This is a genomic window from Kluyvera sp. 142486 (assembly GCF_046569695.1).
In the GTDB taxonomy this organism is placed as follows: Bacteria; Pseudomonadota; Gammaproteobacteria; order Enterobacterales; family Enterobacteriaceae; genus Kluyvera.
The window spans coordinates 29,300-47,031 of record NZ_JBKHUI010000014.1; the positions used below are offsets into that span (position 1 = coordinate 29,300).

The 17,732-nt window shown below is 53.9% G+C and carries 17 protein-coding genes; 11 read left to right on the top strand and 6 right to left on the bottom strand.

Features of this window, described 5'->3' with window-relative positions:
- The first annotated feature begins 92 nt into the window (after window positions 1–92).
- Window positions 93–1,472 (top strand): glycoside-pentoside-hexuronide (GPH):cation symporter, encoded by a 1,380-nt coding sequence (locus tag ACLGE8_RS15720; RefSeq protein ID WP_410999930.1) that lies wholly within the window; start codon window positions 93–95, stop codon window positions 1,470–1,472.
- Window positions 1,473–1,482: 10 nt separating this feature from the next.
- The gene (locus ACLGE8_RS15725; protein WP_410999822.1) at window positions 1,483–3,015 is read left to right on the top strand and encodes a glycoside hydrolase 43 family protein; all 1,533 of its coding nucleotides are present in this window, start codon (window positions 1,483–1,485) and stop codon (window positions 3,013–3,015) included.
- Here ACLGE8_RS15725 and ACLGE8_RS15730 read toward each other — a convergent pair.
- Window positions 2,988–3,431 (bottom strand): cytoplasmic protein, encoded by a 444-nt coding sequence (locus ACLGE8_RS15730; protein ID WP_185668358.1) that lies wholly within the window; start codon window positions 3,429–3,431, stop codon window positions 2,988–2,990. The two genes, ACLGE8_RS15725 and ACLGE8_RS15730, sit on opposite strands and share 28 nt — an antisense overlap.
- A gap of 2 nt (window positions 3,432–3,433) precedes the next feature.
- Window positions 3,434–3,829 carry a hypothetical protein gene (locus tag ACLGE8_RS15735; RefSeq protein WP_410999824.1) on the bottom strand — a complete coding sequence of 132 codons (396 nt, stop codon included), beginning with the start codon at window positions 3,827–3,829 and terminating at the stop codon, window positions 3,434–3,436.
- Between the two features lie 103 nt (window positions 3,830–3,932).
- Here ACLGE8_RS15735 and ACLGE8_RS15740 point away from each other — a divergent pair, with 103 nt between their 5' ends.
- Together ACLGE8_RS15740 and ACLGE8_RS15745 are read left to right on the top strand one after the other, a co-directional pair.
- Window positions 3,933–4,442, top strand: a complete 510-nt coding sequence (locus ACLGE8_RS15740; RefSeq protein WP_410999825.1) for an ESA_00282 family adhesion-associated protein — start codon at window positions 3,933–3,935, stop codon at window positions 4,440–4,442.
- 70 nt (window positions 4,443–4,512) lie between these two features.
- Complete coding sequence (locus ACLGE8_RS15745; RefSeq protein ID WP_333496138.1) at window positions 4,513–5,007, top strand: TIGR00645 family protein; 495 nt, start codon at window positions 4,513–4,515, stop codon at window positions 5,005–5,007.
- Window positions 5,008–5,124: 117 nt separating this feature from the next.
- Here the strand turns inward: ACLGE8_RS15745 and ACLGE8_RS15750 are convergent, their stop codons facing one another.
- Window positions 5,125–6,165 carry an aldo/keto reductase gene (locus ACLGE8_RS15750; RefSeq protein ID WP_410999826.1) on the bottom strand — a complete coding sequence of 347 codons (1,041 nt, stop codon included), beginning with the start codon at window positions 6,163–6,165 and terminating at the stop codon, window positions 5,125–5,127.
- A 204-nt stretch (window positions 6,166–6,369) separates the two neighbouring features.
- On the opposite strand from ACLGE8_RS15750, the gene ACLGE8_RS15755 reads away from it, so the two are divergent.
- Window positions 6,370–6,660: a DUF2623 family protein gene (locus ACLGE8_RS15755; RefSeq protein WP_185668353.1), complete on the top strand. Its 291-nt coding sequence runs from the start codon at window positions 6,370–6,372 to the stop codon at window positions 6,658–6,660.
- Window positions 6,661–6,688: 28 nt separating this feature from the next.
- Here ACLGE8_RS15755 and yghU read toward each other — a convergent pair whose 3' ends face one another.
- Window positions 6,689–7,558, bottom strand: a complete 870-nt coding sequence (yghU, locus tag ACLGE8_RS15760) for a glutathione-dependent disulfide-bond oxidoreductase (protein ID WP_410999827.1) — start codon at window positions 7,556–7,558, stop codon at window positions 6,689–6,691.
- A 51-nt stretch (window positions 7,559–7,609) separates the two neighbouring features.
- The gene (locus ACLGE8_RS15765) at window positions 7,610–8,158 is read right to left on the bottom strand and encodes a DsbA family protein (RefSeq protein WP_410999828.1); all 549 of its coding nucleotides are present in this window, start codon (window positions 8,156–8,158) and stop codon (window positions 7,610–7,612) included.
- A gap of 155 nt (window positions 8,159–8,313) precedes the next feature.
- Between ACLGE8_RS15765 and gss the strand changes: the two genes are divergently transcribed.
- Together gss and ACLGE8_RS15775 are read left to right on the top strand one after the other, a co-directional pair.
- Window positions 8,314–10,182 carry a bifunctional glutathionylspermidine amidase/synthase gene (gene gss, locus ACLGE8_RS15770; protein WP_410999829.1) on the top strand — a complete coding sequence of 623 codons (1,869 nt, stop codon included), beginning with the start codon at window positions 8,314–8,316 and terminating at the stop codon, window positions 10,180–10,182.
- Window positions 10,183–10,306: 124 nt separating this feature from the next.
- Window positions 10,307–11,488 (top strand): PLP-dependent aminotransferase family protein, encoded by a 1,182-nt coding sequence (locus tag ACLGE8_RS15775; protein ID WP_333011281.1) that lies wholly within the window; start codon window positions 10,307–10,309, stop codon window positions 11,486–11,488.
- A gap of 160 nt (window positions 11,489–11,648) precedes the next feature.
- On the opposite strand, the gene ACLGE8_RS15780 is transcribed toward ACLGE8_RS15775, so the two are convergent.
- Window positions 11,649–11,834, bottom strand: coding sequence for a hypothetical protein (locus tag ACLGE8_RS15780; RefSeq protein WP_410999830.1), 186 nt, complete (start codon window positions 11,832–11,834; stop codon window positions 11,649–11,651).
- Window positions 11,835–12,166: 332 nt separating this feature from the next.
- Here ACLGE8_RS15780 and ACLGE8_RS15785 point away from each other — a divergent pair, with 332 nt between their 5' ends.
- From ACLGE8_RS15785 to fimA, 4 genes are all read left to right on the top strand, one after another.
- Complete coding sequence (locus ACLGE8_RS15785) at window positions 12,167–14,455, top strand: FdhF/YdeP family oxidoreductase (protein WP_410999832.1); 2,289 nt, start codon at window positions 12,167–12,169, stop codon at window positions 14,453–14,455.
- Between the two features lie 158 nt (window positions 14,456–14,613).
- Window positions 14,614–14,955, top strand: a complete 342-nt coding sequence (locus ACLGE8_RS15790; RefSeq protein WP_035892065.1) for a DUF1971 domain-containing protein — start codon at window positions 14,614–14,616, stop codon at window positions 14,953–14,955.
- Window positions 14,956–15,203: 248 nt separating this feature from the next.
- Entirely contained in the window at window positions 15,204–15,833 is a 630-nt protein-coding gene (locus ACLGE8_RS15795) for a deoxynucleoside kinase (RefSeq protein WP_410999833.1), read from the top strand.
- Between the two features lie 1,307 nt (window positions 15,834–17,140).
- A complete protein-coding gene (fimA, locus tag ACLGE8_RS15800) occupies window positions 17,141–17,692 on the top strand; it encodes a type 1 fimbrial major subunit FimA (RefSeq protein WP_220439545.1) in 552 nt (183 codons plus the stop codon).
- Window positions 17,693–17,732 lie beyond the last annotated feature (40 nt).

Below are 17,732 nucleotides of genomic sequence, written 5' to 3' on the forward strand. Positions count from 1 at the left end.
CATCCTCCTACATTGAAGCCTCTTCAATTCCGGAGGATATTCTCGTGGCAAATGACAGCAAATTGTCTATCGCAGAAAAGCTGGGATATGGCATGGGCGACGCCGCTTGCGGCATCGTCTACTCTTCTGTAACGATGTTTTTGACCTGGTTTTACACGGATATTTACGGCCTCTCCGCCGCGGCGGTTGGGGTGATGTTCCTGGTGACCCGCGTGCTTGACGCCATCACCGACCCGCTGACCGGCATCGTCGCCGACCGGGTGAAAACCCGCTGGGGCCATTTCCGCCCGTGGCTTATCTGGTTTGCTATTCCCTATGCCGTGCTGGCGGTGATGACCTTCACCACGCCTGCGTTCGGCGCTTCGGGCAAGCTGGTTTACGCTTACCTGACCTACACCTTACTGATGCTGTGCTACACCTTTATCAACATCCCTTACTGCGCATTGGGCGGGGTGATCACCCGCGATGAAAAAGATCGTCTGTCGGCGCAGTCCTATCGCTTTACGATCTCCTCTATTGCCGGGCTGATGGTCTCCGTGGCAACGCTGTTCCTGGTCGATTATCTGGGCAAAGAGGACAAGCAGTTTGGCTTCCAGGCCACCATGGGAATTATGGGGTTGATTGCCATCGTGATGCTGGCGTTCTGCTTCTTCTCTACCAAAGAGCGCGTGGCGCCTGCGGTTGAGCAGCAGGGCAGTATTCGTGAAGACCTCCGTTCGCTGCTGGCAAACGATCAGTGGCGGATCGTGGCGATCATTACTTTCTTCTCCAGCATGGCGGGCGTGATGCGCAGCGCCGCCACGCTCTACTATGCCACCTACCTGATGATGGGCGGCGTGGAGTCTGCGGCGGGTACGGCGATGAAGTCGGCCTTTGTCTCAACCAGCGTGGTTGGCACTATTATCGGCAGCATCGCCGCCGGCTGGCTGGCGAAGCGTTATCGTGCGGTTTCGCTGTTCAAAAATATCAACCTGCTGCTGGTGGCGGTGGGCGTGGTGATGTTCTTTGTGCCGCCGACCTGGCTGCCGGTCGTCTTCCCGCTCTATTTCCTCGTCGGCTTCTTCCACCAGATGTATCAACCGTTTAAGTGGAACATGATGGCCAACGCCGCCGACTACGGCGAGTGGAAATTTGGCCGCCGTATTACCGGCCTTTCCTATTCCGGCAACCTGTTTGCGCTGAAAATGGGCATGGCGGTAGCCGGTGCGGTGGTGGGCTTCTCGCTGGGGCTGTTTGGCTATCAGGCGGGCGTCAGCGAACAAACGCCGATGGCGACGATGGGTATTGTTGGTCTGTTGACGCTTGGGCCATCGCTCTCTTACCTGGTGCTGTGGTGGTTGTCCCGCTTCTATAAACTCGACGACCAGAAAATGGCGATGATTCAACGTGACCTCTCCGCTCGCCAGCAGGCAGGTTCCCCGGCGACAACCGCAGAGCCACAGGCGGTTGACGGCGAATTAAGTAAAGCTTGAGGAGGGTGAGATGACGCAATCTGAATATCAGAACCCGATTCTGTGCGCAGACTATTCGGACCCGGATATCGTCCGGGTCGGGGATGACTTTTTTATGGTCTCCTCCAGTTTTAACCATATGCCCGCGCTGCCAATTCTGCATTCGACGGACCTGGTCAACTGGCAGATTATCAACCACGTTTTCGACGCGCTGCCGCTGCCTGGCTACGACGAATATCAGCCGGGAAAAGGGGTGTGGGCACCGTCAATTCGCTGGCATGACGATAAGCTGTGGGTGTTTTTCAGCACGCCGGATGAAGGCATTTTCATGTGCCAGACCGACGACCCTTGGGGGAGATGGAGCGCGCCGCACTGCGTTCAGCCCGCGAAAGGCTGGATTGACCCCTGCCCGTTCTGGGATGACAACGGCGACGCCTGGCTGGTGCATGCTTTTGCCCATAGCCGTAGCGGCATCAAGCATAAGCTGCAGCTGTTTGCTATGTCGCCTGACGGTACTTCTCTTCTGGGCGAAGGGCGCATCATCTATGACGGCAGCTGCGATCAGCCGACGCTGGAAGGGCCAAAAGTCTATAAGCGCGGCGGCTGGTACTACATTTTTGCCCCAGCGGGCAGTGTGGAGACAGGCTGGGAAACCGTGCTGCGCGCCAGCAGTATGACCGGGCCGTGGGAAGCCAGAAACGTCCTGTTCCAGGGCGATACGCCGGTGAATGGCCCGCATCAGGGCGGCTGGGTGGAGCTGGACGACGGTGAATGCTGGTTTGTGCACTTCCAGGATGCGCACCTCTACGGGCGGATTGTCCATCTGCAGCCGATGCGTTGGGAGCAGGATGGCTGGCCGCGTATCGGCGAGCCGATTGGCGATGAAGGGGAAGGGCAGCCGGTGATGCGCTGGGCGCGTCCGGCAAGCCTGCCGCCGTCGCCGCGCTGCTTGCCGCAAACTGACGATAGCTTCGCGCGCGGCGTACCGGGCCTGCAGTGGCAATGGCAGGCTAACCCGCGCGCAGAGTGGCTGCTGCCGGGCAACGACCGCCTCAATTTACGCTGCTGTCCGCTGCCGCAAGGTAAGGATAAAGGCAACGTTTACTGGCTGCCTAACCTGCTGCTGCAAAAATTCCCCGCCTGGCAGTTTACTGCCCGGACGTCGCTGACCTTGAAGGCGGCGGAAAACGGTGATGCGGGCGGTCTGATTATCTACGGTGAGCGCTACGCGGCGCTGCTGCTGGAAAAATGGGACGGTGAGCATCAGCTGCTTTGGGTGACGGGCTGGATGAGCGATGCCGGTATTGTGCGCGAAAGCCGTCAGGTTATCGCGCCGCTGAACGTTGGGCGCTGCGAGCTAAAGGTTAGCGTGACCCGAGGAGGCATTTGCCGCTTCGCCTGGCGTGAACCTGAGGGAAGCTGGCAGTCGGTGACGCCGCCGTTCGCGGCGGGCAAAGGTAAATGGGTGGGGGCCAAAGTGGGGCTTGTCGCGCTGACGAAGAACGCGTTGGTATCTCAGGGTTCCTGCGGGTTTGACTATTTTGCGACGGATATTACCGGCTGATCCGGGCGTTTCTCGTCATCTTTATCGAGTTTAAGAATGACGTTTGAGGTCCGGTAGTCACCATCGGCGAGGCCGCGGCTGATTTCAAGGGTCGCGGTTTCGCGGTGCAGCACGTGCTGATAGCTGGCTTCGGTATGGGCGAGGATTTTATCGCGCAGGTGCGGATAACGTTCCATCACCTCACACAGCGCGGCGCCAAAGATCTCTTCTTTGACCTGATAGGCATAGATGTCGCGGCGATTCTTCCACTTCATTTTGACCAATGCAGCGGTGAGCGGGACGGAAGGGTTGGAGATGCGGCGACCCTCGGCGTTTTTGTCATCGCGCAGGGCCTGAAGGTTACGCTGCAAGAGCGTTTCATCGCTTACCGGTTGGCTTAACGATATATTAGCCTGATTAACATCGACAAGTTTCATACTTACTTATCCGTTAAATTATAAAAAAGCGGCGTGACTTTTTCCTGTGTCATTAAATTAAGCCAAATTTCATTGCCATTATCATTTATCTCCTGGGTTTTTAACTCAATAATTTGACTTAACTCCAGTGAAGAGATCTCCCCCTGAACAACCAGGTTATTTAGCATAAGGGCAAAGGCTTCAATTTTTGCAACGCGATATAATCTATCCTTAATATGACGATCGCGCTCTTCCAGCAATGGGTTACGTGATTGACCACCACTTATCAATATCTCATCCTGCCAGTCTGCCAGCGAAGCCTTTTCTGGCTCCGCCTGCGTGCTGGCCTTCACCTCCTGTGCCTCGCTGTCTACGGCGGAGATACAGAAGCGGGCTGGGATAAGGGTTTCAGCGATCATATACCTGTCATCTTTCGAATGGCTGGAAAGTGTTTTTTATTATAGTGAGGTTCGTTGACATTATCATGGTGCACTTTTAAAATCAAAAAAAGTGGAGAAAACCATGAGCGGTATTATTTATTTTGTGATGGTGTTGCTACTACTCACCGCCGTTATTTTAATTTTTCTGTATGGTCAAAATAACGAATCGTCTGATACCAATAATGAAACCGTTACGCCTTTGGCCCCTGCGCCACTCAGCAAAGATGAAGGTGAAAATCATTTCGCCAGCCTGATGAGCAGTATCACCCCGGTGTGGTACTGGCGTATTAATCATGAGTATATCGACTTCCTGCAATCCACCATCAAGCGCATGTCGATAGACGAACTAAAAGAGACGCCAGGGCTGTTCGAAGCGCAGGATCGCTGCCGCAACCTCAACGGCGCGGTCTATGAGTATTATGATGAAATCAAACGCCGCTGTCTCAAAGGCGAGCGCGTTGCGCCGGTCGACCCGGTAGTGGTGAGCTTAAAGCAGTGCTACCAGGAGTTTGCTCACGAAGCTTATCCTGAGCTGGTCGGCCTGGTGTGGCCTGACTATCGGCGTCCGTTTATTCGTCCCCATGATGTGTGATTACATCTGTTGTTATGATGTTGCATAGTTGCGATATACTAAGCCGAATTTGACTGACGAACAGGACATTATGGAACGTTTTCTGGAAAATGCGATGTACGCGTCGCGATGGATTCTGGCCCCGGTCTACTTCGGTCTTTCGCTGGCGCTGCTGGCGTTAACCCTGAAGTTCTTTCAGGAGATCCTTCACGTTCTGCCGAATATTTTCAGCATGGCGGAAGCGGATCTTATCCTGACGCTGCTGTCGCTGGTGGATATGACGCTGGTGGGCGGGCTGCTGGTGATGGTGATGTTTTCCGGCTATGAAAACTTTGTCTCGCAGTTGGATATCAGCGAGCACAAAGAGAAGCTCAACTGGCTGGGGAAAATGGATGCGACCTCGCTGAAGAACAAGGTTGCCGCGTCGATTGTGGCTATCTCTTCTATTCACCTGCTGCGCGTGTTTATGGATGCCAAAAACGTGCCGGACAACAAGCTGATGTGGTACGTGATTATCCACCTGACGTTTGTGCTGTCGGCGTTTGTGATGGGCTATCTGGATAGCCTGACTCGCGGGAAAAAATAACGATATAAATGCCTTATCCGGCACGTTTGTAGGCCGGATAAGGTATCGCCGCCATCCGGCAATGTGCGCCGGGCTGCCTGATGGCGCTACGCTTATCAGGCCTACATGTTCGAGCTTTTACTTATCTGACGACGCCTGCCACAAATTCAACTGCCCATCGGCAACATGCTTATCAATCTGCGCCAGTTCCTCTGCCGAAAAGCTCAGATTCTCCAGCGCCTTCACGTTCTCCTCAATTTGCTCCGGGCGGCTTGCGCCAATCAACACCGAGGTCACGCGGCTGTCTTTCAGCAGCCAGCTTAGCGCCATCTGCGCCATCGACTGACCGCGCTGCTGCGCCATCTCGTTGAGCAAACGCAGGCTGTTGAGGTTGCTCTCGCTCAGCATCTTCTCCGTCAGGCCGCGCGCCTTTTTCCCTTCCGTCTGCATACGGGAACCTTCCGGAATACCGTTCAGGTATTTGCCGGTCAGCAGCCCCTGCGCCAGCGGGGTAAAGGCAATACAGCCTACGCCGTTGTGCTCAAGGGTATTCAGCAGGCCGCTCTTGTCCACCCAGCGGTTCAGCAGGTTATAAGAAGGTTGATGGATCAGCAGCGGGATCTTCCATTCGCGCAGCAGTTCAACCATCGTCTGGGTGCGTTCGGAAGAGTAGGAGGAGATGCCCACGTACAGCGCTTTCCCGCTCTGCACCGCCTGCGCTAACGCCGCGGCGGTCTCTTCCATCGGCGTTTTCTCATCCACGCGGTGGGAATAGAAGATATCCACGTACTCCAGCCCCATACGCTGCAGGCTCTGGTCGAGGCTTGCCAGCAGATATTTGCGAGAGCCGCCGGAGCCGTAAGGCCCAGGCCACATGTCGTAACCGGCCTTGGTAGAGATAATCAGCTCATCGCGATAGCCCGCGAAGTCTTCCCGCAGCAGGCGGCCAAAGTTCTCCTCGGCGCTGCCCGGCGGCGGCCCGTAGTTATTGGCCAGATCGAAATGGGTGATGCCGCAGTCAAAGGCTTTGCGCAGCAGCGCGCGCTGGCCATCGAGGGCGCTGATATGGCCGAAACTGTGCCATAGGCCGAGGGACAGCGCCGGAAGTTGTAAACCGCTGCGGCCGCAGTAGCGATACTGCATCTGTTCATAACGGGCTGGGTTTGCTTGCCAGGCCATAAAGTCTCCTTCTCTTTTTATTTTGAAACGCTGTTCCCAGCGTACTTTTTTTTGTGACACACGCCCGTTGTGCCGATCACACTGTCATAGATGAGGATGAAAAATACGCGCTTTATTCCTCTTTAGGGGTAGCCCTTAAATAGCGCTAGCCATCGCTCAAAAAATCGCTATATAATTTTATATATAACGATTAAGGGCGTAGAGATGGACAACCATTTTGGCAAAGGGTTAATTGCGGGACTGAAGGCACCTTATGCCGACAGTGCGCAGAAGGTGGTCGGCTTTTGCACCGACTATAAGCGTGGTTTTGTGCTGGGCTTTTCGCACCGTATGTTTGAGAAAACCGGTGACCGTCAGCTTAGTGCCTGGGAGGCAGGGGTATTAACGCGGCGCTACGGGCTGGATAAAGAGATGGTGATGGATTTCTTCAAAGAGCATGATTCCAGCACCACCGTTCGCTACTTTATGGCGGGCTACCGGCTGGAAGGTCAATAAAGCCGGGTGCCTGGCACCCGGCTTTTCATCATGATTGCTGACGCTTGTCTTCGGTATGGGTATCGAAGTCACTGGCGTCATGACGCTCGTGCAGCTGTTCGTTCAGCGGGCCATTAGTACGGTTGACGATACGACCGCGCTTCACGCCTGGACGGCTGGCGATGTCCTGCGCCCAGCGCATCACGTTCTTGTAGCTCTGCGCATCCAGGAACTCATCTGCCCCGTACACATTCCCCAGCACCACGTTGCCATACCACGGCCAGATAGCGATATCGGCGATGGTGTACTCTTCACCCGCCACGTAACGCCCGCGCGCCAGTTGCTTATCCAGCACGTCCAGCTGACGCTTCGCTTCCATGGTGAAGCGGTCAATAGCGTACTCAATCTTCACCGGCGCGTAGTTATAGAAGTGACCAAAACCGCCGCCGAGGAACGGGGCTGAGCCCTGTAGCCAGAACAACCAGTTCAGGGTTTCGGTGCGCCCGGCCGGATCTTTTGGCAGGAAGTGACCAAATTTCTCTGCCAGATAGAGCAGGATGTTGCCGGACTCAAACACGCGGGTTGGCGGCGTGGTGGAGTGGTCGCTAAGTGCCGGGATCTTCGAGTTCGGGTTCACTTCCACAAAGCCGCTGGAGAACTGATCGCCCTCGCCAATGCGAATCAGCCACGCGTCGTATTCTGCTTCCGTTACGCCTGCCGCCAGCAACTCTTCCAGCATAATCGTCACTTTCTGGCCGTTGGGTGTACCCAGAGAGTAAAGCTGGAGCGGGTGATGGCCTACCGGCAGCGCTTGTTCATGAGTGGCACCGGAAATCGGGCGGTTAATATTGGCAAATGCGCCGCCGTTGTTTTGCTTCCATTCCCACACTTTGGGTGGCTGATAGGTGTTCTCTGACATAATCGCTCGCCTTATTTTGATGATGTGTTGAGGTAGTGAAGTTTAGCAGCTTCAGGCAAAAATCCGTGCCGCCCAGACGCTAACGTCGTCACCGCTGCCCAGATCCGGCTGTACCAGACCGTTGACCATAAAGGTGGGGGAGACGTGAATCCCGTTCTGGCGCGCGTAACGAGCATGCCATTTAATCTCTTTTTGCAGCTCCGGTTCGGCGAACGCTGCGGCTAGCGGTACGCCGCTGTAGCGCTCAATCCTCGCGATAATCTCCTGCGGCGTGGCGTCCATATTCGGGCCGCTACAGTGGTCGGTAAACTCAAATTCTTCGCGATGATCGGCTACCGCTTTCATCACCTTATGCGCCGCCGCTTTACCGTCGGGCAGCGTGGAGGCGGCAAGAATACAGCGCACAATCACGCCGGAGAACAGATGCCACGGCTGTGACTGTAAGCGAATTTTGACGCTAACGTTCTCTTCACCGACGAGTTCCAGCAACGCGTCCAGCTTGTTGAAAGTCTTAACGGAAAATGGGCAGGTTGGCTCCAGGAACACTTCAAACGTGCGTGTGCCGTGGCCCCAGACCAGCGGTTGTGCCTGTAAACTCATGTGGACTCCTGATGGGTTAAGTGTGCATTTTTCGGATGAATATTTTTACCCCGATGGGTCATCCTCGCATACACGGGTGTATGATTAATCCACTTTTGTTGGATTAATTTCAACGTGCGGGCGAGAAAATCGCACGGTATGTTTGAGGAAGGTTCATGAGCAAGGGAAGTACCAATAGTGACGCCCCATTTGGCACGTTGTTGGGGTATGCGCCGGGTGGCGTAGCGATTTACTCTTCAAATTACAGCAGCTTAAAACCGGGCGACATGCCTGACGACGCATCGTTTCGTAGCTATATCGACAACGAATACATGGGCCACAAGTGGCAGTGCGTCGAGTTCGCCCGCCGTTTCCTGTTTATCAACTATGGATTTGTCTTCACCGATGTGGGCATGGCCTACGAGATCTTCTCGCTGCGCTATCTGCGCCAGGTGGTGAACGATGCGATTCTCCCGCTCCAGGCGTTTGCCAATGGTTCCCGCCGTGCGCCGCTCGTCGGCTCTTTGCTAATCTGGCAAAAGGGCGGTGAGTTTAATGAAACTGGCCATGTGGCGGTGGTGACCCAACTGCTGGGCAACAAGGTGCGCATTGCAGAGCAGAACGTACTGCACTCGCCGCTGCCAGCAGGCCAGCAGTGGACCCGTGAGCTGACGCTCGAGGTCAAAGACGGCCACTACACGCTGCATGACACCTTCGACGACACTACTATTCTGGGCTGGATGATCCAGACCGACGATGCACGCTACGGCCTGCCGCAGCCGGCCATTGCCGGTGAAGCGCTCAAGCTTGGCGGCGCGCGACTGGAGAACAACGGCCAGTTTGAGGGCAAATGGCTGGATGAAAAAGATTCGCTCCAGCAGGCCTATATCGCCGCCAACGGTCACGTGATCAACGCCGATCCTTATCAGTACTTCACCATGACTGAAAGCGCTGAGCAGGAGCTGATCAAAGCGACCAACGAGATGCACCTGATGTATCTCCACGCGACCGACAAAGTGATGCGCGACGATAACCTGCTGGCGCTGTTCGACATCCCGAAAATCCTTTGGCCGCGTCTGCGCCTCTCCTGGCAGCGTCGTCGTCACGATATGATCACCGGGCGCATGGACTTCTGCATGGACGAGCGCGGGCTGAAGGTTTACGAGTACAACGCCGACTCCGCATCCTGCCACACCGAAGGTGGTTTGATCCTCGAACAGTGGCTGAAAACCGGCTACCGCGGCAACGGCCATAACCCGGCGGAAGATCTGCTGGGTGAACTGGTGGGCGCGTGGAAACACAGCCAGGCCAGACCGTTTGTGCACATCATGCAGGACAACGATCTGGAAGAGAATTATCACGCTCAGTTTATGCAGCGTGCCCTCGAACAGGCCGGCTTTGAGAGCAAAATTCTTTATGGCCTGGACGAGCTGCGCTGGGATGCCGCCGGTCAGTTAATTGACGGTGATGGACGTCTGGTGAACTGCGTGTGGAAAACCTGGGCGTGGGAAACTGCCATCGAACAGGTGCGCGAGGTTGACGAAGATGAATATGCCGCCGTGCCGATTCGCACCGGTAATCCGGATAACGAAGTGCGTCTGATTGACGTGCTGCTACGTCCGGAAGTGATGGTCTTTGAGCCGCTGTGGACGGTTATCCCTGGCAACAAAGCGATTCTGCCAGTGCTGTGGTCGCTGTTCCCGAACCATCCGTATCTGCTGGATACCGATTTCGAAGTCAGCGAACATCTGGCAAAAACGGGTTATGCGATTAAGCCTATTTCCGGTCGCTGCGGCAGTAATATCGATCTGGTCAGCGGGAACGATCGGTTACTGGATCAAACCAGCGGTAAATTTGTCGATAGAAAAAATATTTATCAGCAACTTTGGTGCTTGCCAAACGTCGCAGGAAAATATATTCAGGTATGTACCTTTACCGTCGGCGGTAATTATGGCGGCACCTGTTTACGCGGTGACGAATCTCTGGTGATTAAAAAAGAGAGCGATATTGAACCGCTGGTGGTAATAAAAGATAACGAATTGTAGGCCGGATAAGGCGGGGCCGCCATCCGGCAATCTGCGTCGGGTTGCCTGATGGCGCTTCGCTTATCAGGCCTACGTAAAGCAAGCCTGCAATAAACACAACAACAAGACAGAAAAGGAAATGAATATGCACGATCGGCGACTCGCCGTGCGCGCGGGTGAACTCAAGCCCTCCGCCGTCCGCGAACTCTTAAAACACAGTAAACTGCCCGGCGTGATTTCTCTCGGTGGCGGCATTCCTGCCCCGGAGCTTTTTGATACCGAAGGGCTGGAGCTGGCGGTGCAGAAGGTGATGAGCGAACGCTTTAACGATGCCTTCCAGTACGGTTTGACCGAAGGCTACCCGCCGCTGCGTCAGGCCGTCAGCGAACTGTGTCAGGCGCGCGGTGTGGCCTGCCAGGCAAGTCACGTGTATATCACCTCTGGCTCGCAGCAGTCGCTGGATATTGTGGCCCGCACGCTACTCGATCCGGGTGATGCGATTGTTGTTGAACGCCCAACCTATCTGGCAGCGCTACAGGTCTTCCAGCTGGCGCAGGCCAATATTCTGAGCGTCGATACTGACGACAACGGCATGCTGGTAGAGCAGCTTGCCGAACTGCTTTCCACCACCCGCGTGAAGGCCGTTTATCTGGTGCCAACCTTTGGTAATCCAGGCGGTAAAACCCTGAGTGACGACCGCCGCCGCCGTCTGGTGGAGCTGGCGAAGCAGCATGATTTTGTGATCATTGAAGACGACCCGTACGGTGAAATCAGCTTTACCGATGAAGTGCAGCGCCCGCTGTACCAGCACGCGGTGGAGCTGGGCTGCGAAGATCAGGTGGTCTACACCTCAACCTTCTCTAAAATTCTGGCACCGGGTATGCGTATCGGCTGGATTGTGATGCCGGACTGGCTGGCGCAGCAGACGGTGATCGTTAAGCAGGCCGCCGATTTGCACACCAATATGCTGTCGCAGGTGATTACCGCCGAGTACCTGAGCCTGGGCCGTCTGGAAAACCAGATTGCGCTTATCCGCGAAGATTACCGTAAGAAGTGTGATGCGCTGGCCGATGCGCTGGAAAGCCGTCTGGGCGAGCATATCGAGTTCAGCCGTCCGAAGGGGGGGATGTTCCTGTGGGCGCGCTTCCGCTACCCGTTCGATACCATGAAGTGGCTGGAAAAAACGCTGGAAAACGGCGTGGTGTATGTGCCGGGTGAAGCATTCTACAACGATAATCCGGATACCCGCACCCTGCGTCTGTCGTACTCGACGGTATCGCAGGAAGGGCTGATGACCGCCGTGGAACGCCTGGCGAAATCACTGTAACCCGCTTTTACTCCGCGCTGAACGTTAGCGCGGAGTCTCTTCTCTTATTCCTGGTCAGCCATCCGGTCATCAACCCAGATAAGCATTAGCGAGGCCAGAAAGGCCGCCGCTGCGGTACCCATAAATAACAACATACCCATATCCCGATTTATTCTTTTTATTATTCTGCTATTTCCGCAGCGTGATTATTTCTATCCGTGAGAGTTATTTTAATATCATGTGGGGCGCTGGCGAGGGTAAAGAAACTGTCGGCATCAATATCGAAATTAAGAATGATTTCCTTATATTTTCCACAGGTAATTAATTCTTTCGCTTCACTAATACTGTTGGCTGTAATGGTAGACATCGTAGGACCCTATTAGAAAACTCAGAAGAAAATAAAAGCTAGCGCTTATCAGATCAACTACTTTTTCCTGGGGCCTTTATCAGATGAAATCCTGATAATGTTAACGGGAGAAAGATAATTTCTGATTTAACTTAGGTGGCAGATTTTCGTTTTATCGTGGTGCGTTTCTGCGCTGAAATTCACCAGAATAAGAGCGCTATCTGCTACCAGAAGGGAACCGCCCTCTAACCCGTTCATTGTAGGGCGGGCATACCTCGTGAAGAGGAAATCTTTGCGCCAGTGAACTTGCTACCGTATCACCATTGAAATTGGGTACAAAATAAGCGGTAAAAATGAGTAATGGCGTTCCGGGTGTAAGCGGCTATCAAGGGCCGGCAGGTGGTTGGGGTGCAGTCAAAGCGGTGACCGCCTCGGTGTTTTCACAAAAGGCCGTTGCGCGCGACATCATCGCGATGTTCCGCATGAATCAGGTAAAAGGTTTTGATTGCCCCGGCTGCGCCTGGCCTGACCCTGGCCACCGTTCGCCGATGGAACTTTGCGAAAACGGCGTAAAGGCGGTTTCCTGGGAGACGACCAGCAAGAAAGCTTCCCCGGATTTTTTCCGCCAGCATACGGTGGCTGAGCTGTGGCATTACAGTGACTATGCGCTGGAAAACATTGGCCGCCTGACCCACCCAATGAAGTACGATTCCGCAACCGACACCTGGCAGGCGGTGGAGTGGCAGACGGCTTTCGCGGAAATCGGCGAGCAACTGCGCAGCCTGGCGTCTCCGGAACAGGTAGAGTTTTATACCTCCGGGCGTACCTCCAATGAAGCGGCGTTCCTCTATCAGCTGTTTGCCCGCGAATACGGCAGCAGCAATTTCCCGGACTGCTCCAACATGTGCCACGGGCCGACCAGTGCAGGCCTGACACCCTCGATTGGTTTGGGTAAAGGCACTGTCGAACTCGACGACTTTGAACACTGCGATCTGGTGATTTGCATTGGGCACAACCCTGGCACCAACCATCCGCGCATGCTCACCACGCTGCGCGAAGTGGCGCAGCGTGGCGCTCGCATCATCTCCATCAACCCGCTTGCGGAAAGGGGGCTTGAACGCTTTAGCTTCCCGCAAAGCCCAACGGATATGCTCAAAGGCCACGCCACTACCCTCAGCAATGAATACTACCAGGTAAAAATGGGCGGCGATGCCTCGCTGCTCAAAGGGATCATGAAAGCGCTGATCGAGATGGATGAAGCCCGTATTTTGCTTGGCCAGGAACCGTGCCTCGACCGCGCGTTTCTGGCTGAGCATACCCACGGTTATCAGGAGCTGTACGACGATCTGCATCGCTGTCGTTGGGCGGAACTGGAACAGGATTCTGGTCTCAGCCAAGGCCAGATGGAAGAGCTCGCCTACCGTTACGACAAATCGAACGCCACCATCATCTGCTACGGGCTGGGTATCACCCAGCATAAGAACGGCACGGAGAACGTGCAGCAACTGGTAAATCTGCTGTTGCTGAAGGGCAATATGGGCAAGAAAGGGGCGGGGATCTGCCCGTTGCGCGGTCACTCCAACGTGCAGGGCGACCGTTCGGTAGGAATTAACGAAGCGGCGTCAGAAGAGTTTCTGGTGCGGCTCGAAGGACGCTTTAACATCAGCGTCTCTCGCAAACACGGTCGTTCCAGCGTGGAGAGCATTCGCGCCATTGAACGTGGCGACGCCAAAGCCCTTATCTGCATGGGCGGTAACCTGGCGGTGGCGATGCCGCAACCGCAGCGCACCTTCGAGGCGATGAAAAAGCTCGATCTGCAGGTGCACGTGGCGACCAAGCTAAACCGCTCACATCTGCTGATGGCGAAGCACAACTACCTGTTGCCGGCGCTGGGCCGAACCGAGCGCGATATGCAGGCTAGCGGGATTCAGTCGGTGACCGTGGAAGATTCGATGTCGATGGTCCACGCTTCCTGCGGAGCCCTGAAACCAGCCTCGCGCTGGTTGAAGTCAGAACCGGCGATTGTGGCGGAGATGGCGCGCGCCACCTTGCCGAATTCCCCGGTGAACTGGGAAGCGATGATGGGCGATTATGCGCTGATTCGCGATGCGATTGCCGACGTGATCCCGGCGTTTGCTCACTATAACGAGCGCATTGCCGAACCGGGCGGTTTCCGTATGGATACGCCAGCCTCGCGTCGTGAGTGGAACACGGCTACCGGCAAGGCCAACTTTGTAGTGAGCAACCAGCGCGCCATAGAGCGCGAGCATCAGCCCGCTGATTCGCTGGTGCTGGCAACATTGCGCAGCCACGATCAGTACAACACCACCATTTATGGCATGAACGACCGCTATCGTGGGATCACCGGTCGCCGCGACGTCGCGTTCTTAAGCCAGGCAGAAGCCGACGCACGCGGACTGCTGGAAGGCGATGTGATTAATATTCAGGCGCTGGATGATGACGGCAAACCGAGTGAAGGCCGGGTGATGAATGGCCTGACGGTAGTGGTTTACAGCATGGCGAGCGGCTCGATTGGAGCCTATCTGCCTGAAGCGAATGTACTGCTTTCATTGGATGCGGTGGACACTCAAAGTCTGACACCCGCTTATAAGAGCGTGCCGGTGCTGATAACCAAAGCATAGGCCGCGCAAACCGTCAGCACGAAACCAGCCGTCAGGCTGGTTTCGTCGTTTCTGGGAGCAGAATAATTTTTATGGTAATGAGATTTATTCGCAATAATGACTTTGCAGTGAAATTTTAAAGATGTATTTTAAATGCAACTTATGAAGCGGAGGTCATTATGAGCCATCTCAGAATTCCAAAAAACTGGACCATCAAACGTTCCACCCCATTCTTTACGAAAGACAACGTGCCTGCCGCGCTGCTCAGCCACCACAACACCGCCGCCGGTATTTTCGGCCAGCTCTGCGTCATGGAAGGGACGGTAACCTACTACGGCTTCGCCAACGGTGAGGCCACCGAACCGGAGGTTAAAGTGGTGATTAATGCCGGTAGCTTCGCGACCAGCCCACCACAGTACTGGCACCGTATCGAAATGACCGACGACGCGCAGTTCAACATCAACTTCTGGGCCGAGCCTGAATTCTCCGGTGACGAAGTCTACAGCGCAAAAAAATCCTAACCCTGCCGCTTCCCCATCACCGTTGATGGGGGAGCCCTCCCGATAGTGTAAAACGCCATGATGACATTCTTCAAAAACGCGTCGATGCGAGTCGATTACGGCGAGCAGGAGTGCTGCCGCGAACAGCCTTTACTCCATGCCGCCGAATATCAGGAATATCTATACTGTGAAGGGCCAGACTGTCCCGCCAGCCACACGGAGCGTCCTGCTGACGCCGCATCAATTCGTTAAATCATCAGGGTGCTGACATGAAGATTGTCGCCATTGAGGCAAATATTGCCGCAGGAAAAACCACACTGCTAGATCCCCTGGCTCAGGCGCTATCCGAGAAAACGGGCGCCAGCTGGAAAGTCATTCGAGAGCCGGTGGATGAAGACCCGGTGTTTCTGGAGTTGCTGCAGGTCTTTGTTGAAAATCCCCGCGATGCGGATGCGAGGGTAGCGTTCCAGCTTTACATTACCCGCAGCCGTCAGGCGCTGTTACAGGGGATTCCGGATGGTAACTACGTGATAGAACGTTCGCTGTTTAGCGATATCGTGTTCTGCCACGTTAACTTCCTGATGACCGAACAGCCGTCGGCCCGTTACATGTCCTATTTCTACCAAATTAAACATTACCTGAGGAGCTACCCGCAGATTGACCTTGTGGTGTATGTCGACCGGGACGTGGAGTCGTGCTTTAACGCCTGCATGGCGCGTGGCCGGGCGGGGGAGGGCGAATATACGCTGGACTATTTTGCCGATCTTAAAGCGTTCCACGACGCCTGCTTGCCGCAGATTACCCGCCAGTACGGATCTAAACTGCTGACGCACCGCGTAGAGTCAGGGTTTGCCTGCCCGGAAGTGCTGGCGGATGCCATTGTTGAAAGCCTGAAATAGCGTGTTGAATCTATACCATGGCGCAGCGCCTCTTATGGGACTCTGCGCCTGAGGTCGTTGTTCATTCCTGCCGTCTTCTACTCCTCCCTGTCGAAAACCTGCGTCTATACTCCCATTGGGACGTTTTATTACCGCGATGACTCCCCAAAATGGATTAAATTTAGGGGTTTGAATTGTTGTGAATCAATAATTCTATTTTTGTTTATTTGCCGTTAATTGATTTAGATCAATTTTTTCGAATGTGAAAAATAAGTTAAATCATGAATCTGAATACGCTATTTACATAAAATTACAAATTGAGCGGCGGACGTATCAGTACGAGTAAAATCTTATTAATGGAAAAATCCTAAAATACGATTATCTATTTCATTGATCTACTTGTTTTTATTAAATGATTGATCGATCAAGACGATCTATATTCATTAAATCAATTGATTATATCTATCAATAATAATTAATTGATCGTTTTTGACGATATATATTCACTGTGTATATAATTAAACCGAATTTTAGCAAACAGATTTATAGAATCAGGAACTACGGACATTAGATAAAAAACTTAGACCAGGACGTTGGGGTAATATATGAGGCAATGTATTATCTCGGATAACAGTTTTTTTCTTTTGGCATTACAGGATGATGATGTTATTCAGGATGGCAACGTTTCAACGATCCACTCTCGGCAATTGCGGTCGAAGTGCTACTTACGCACATCGGTTCGGGACATCTTCGTTGTTTATATTTCTGATGTTGTAGAGCGACATCGGATACTTAGTTTATTGGCTTCACCGACTTCTCGTTGTCGAATTGTACTGCTATACAAGATGGAAGCTTCTTCCGGGGGCGATTTTCAGGGGCCTTTTCCTTGGCTAGTCTCTGAAAAAATAGGCTTTTCTGACCTTTACTTATGCCTGTATAAGGCGAGTAAATCTATTTACGATCAGAGAGATTTCTCTGAGAAAGAGCTGATTGTTTTTCGCTATCTATGCGAAGGATACTCAGTATCCCAAATAAATAAGTTAGCAGGGTTCAGTGAGAAACATATTTATTATGTGAGGCAGAAAACTAAAAGGATGTTTGGCTTGCGCGGAAATAATGCCGCGGCGCTCTCTTTTTATCTCGATATTTCTAAGCTCAATCGACGCTGGTAGTGCCATTGCTGGCGATCGGCAATGGCACTATTGCCACGAGCAAAGAAATTTCACTTAAGTAATAAAAGCGTATCTGGTGATGCTTCCGCTATCACCCTCCATCGCTGTTTTTAACAAAATGAGAATAAGATTCTCTATTAATAAGGAGTAGGTTTTATGGGAATTAATAAAGTCGCGCTGGTTATTATCTCTGCGCTGTCTATGGCTTCAACGGCCGCATTAGCGGCGGATACCACGACTGTAAATGGCGGTACCGTTCATTTTAAAGGTGAAGTGGTTAACGCAGCCTGCGCCGTCGATGCCGGTTCTATCGACCAGACCGTGCAGATGGGCCAGGTTCGTTCCGCAAAACTGGCGACGGCGGGCAGCACCAGCTCCGCAGTGGGCTTCAACATTCAGCTGAACGACTGCGATACCACCGTCTCTACCAAAGCGTCAGTTGCCTTCTCTGGTACGGCGATCGATACCACCAATACCACCGTTCTGGCGCTGCAGGGTTCAGCTTCCGGCGGCGCGTCTAACGTCGGTATTCAGATCCTCGACAACAAAGGCAAACCGCTGGCATTAGATGGCGCCACCTTCAGCAGCGCGACCACCCTGAACGATGGCACCAACGTGATTCCGTTCCAGGCGCGTTACTACGCCACCGGTGCAGCAACCGCGGGTGCGGCGAACGCTGACGCCACCTTCAAAGTGCAGTACGAGTAACCCATTCGACAAGGATGACGTTCGGGGCCAGGGGGGCCCA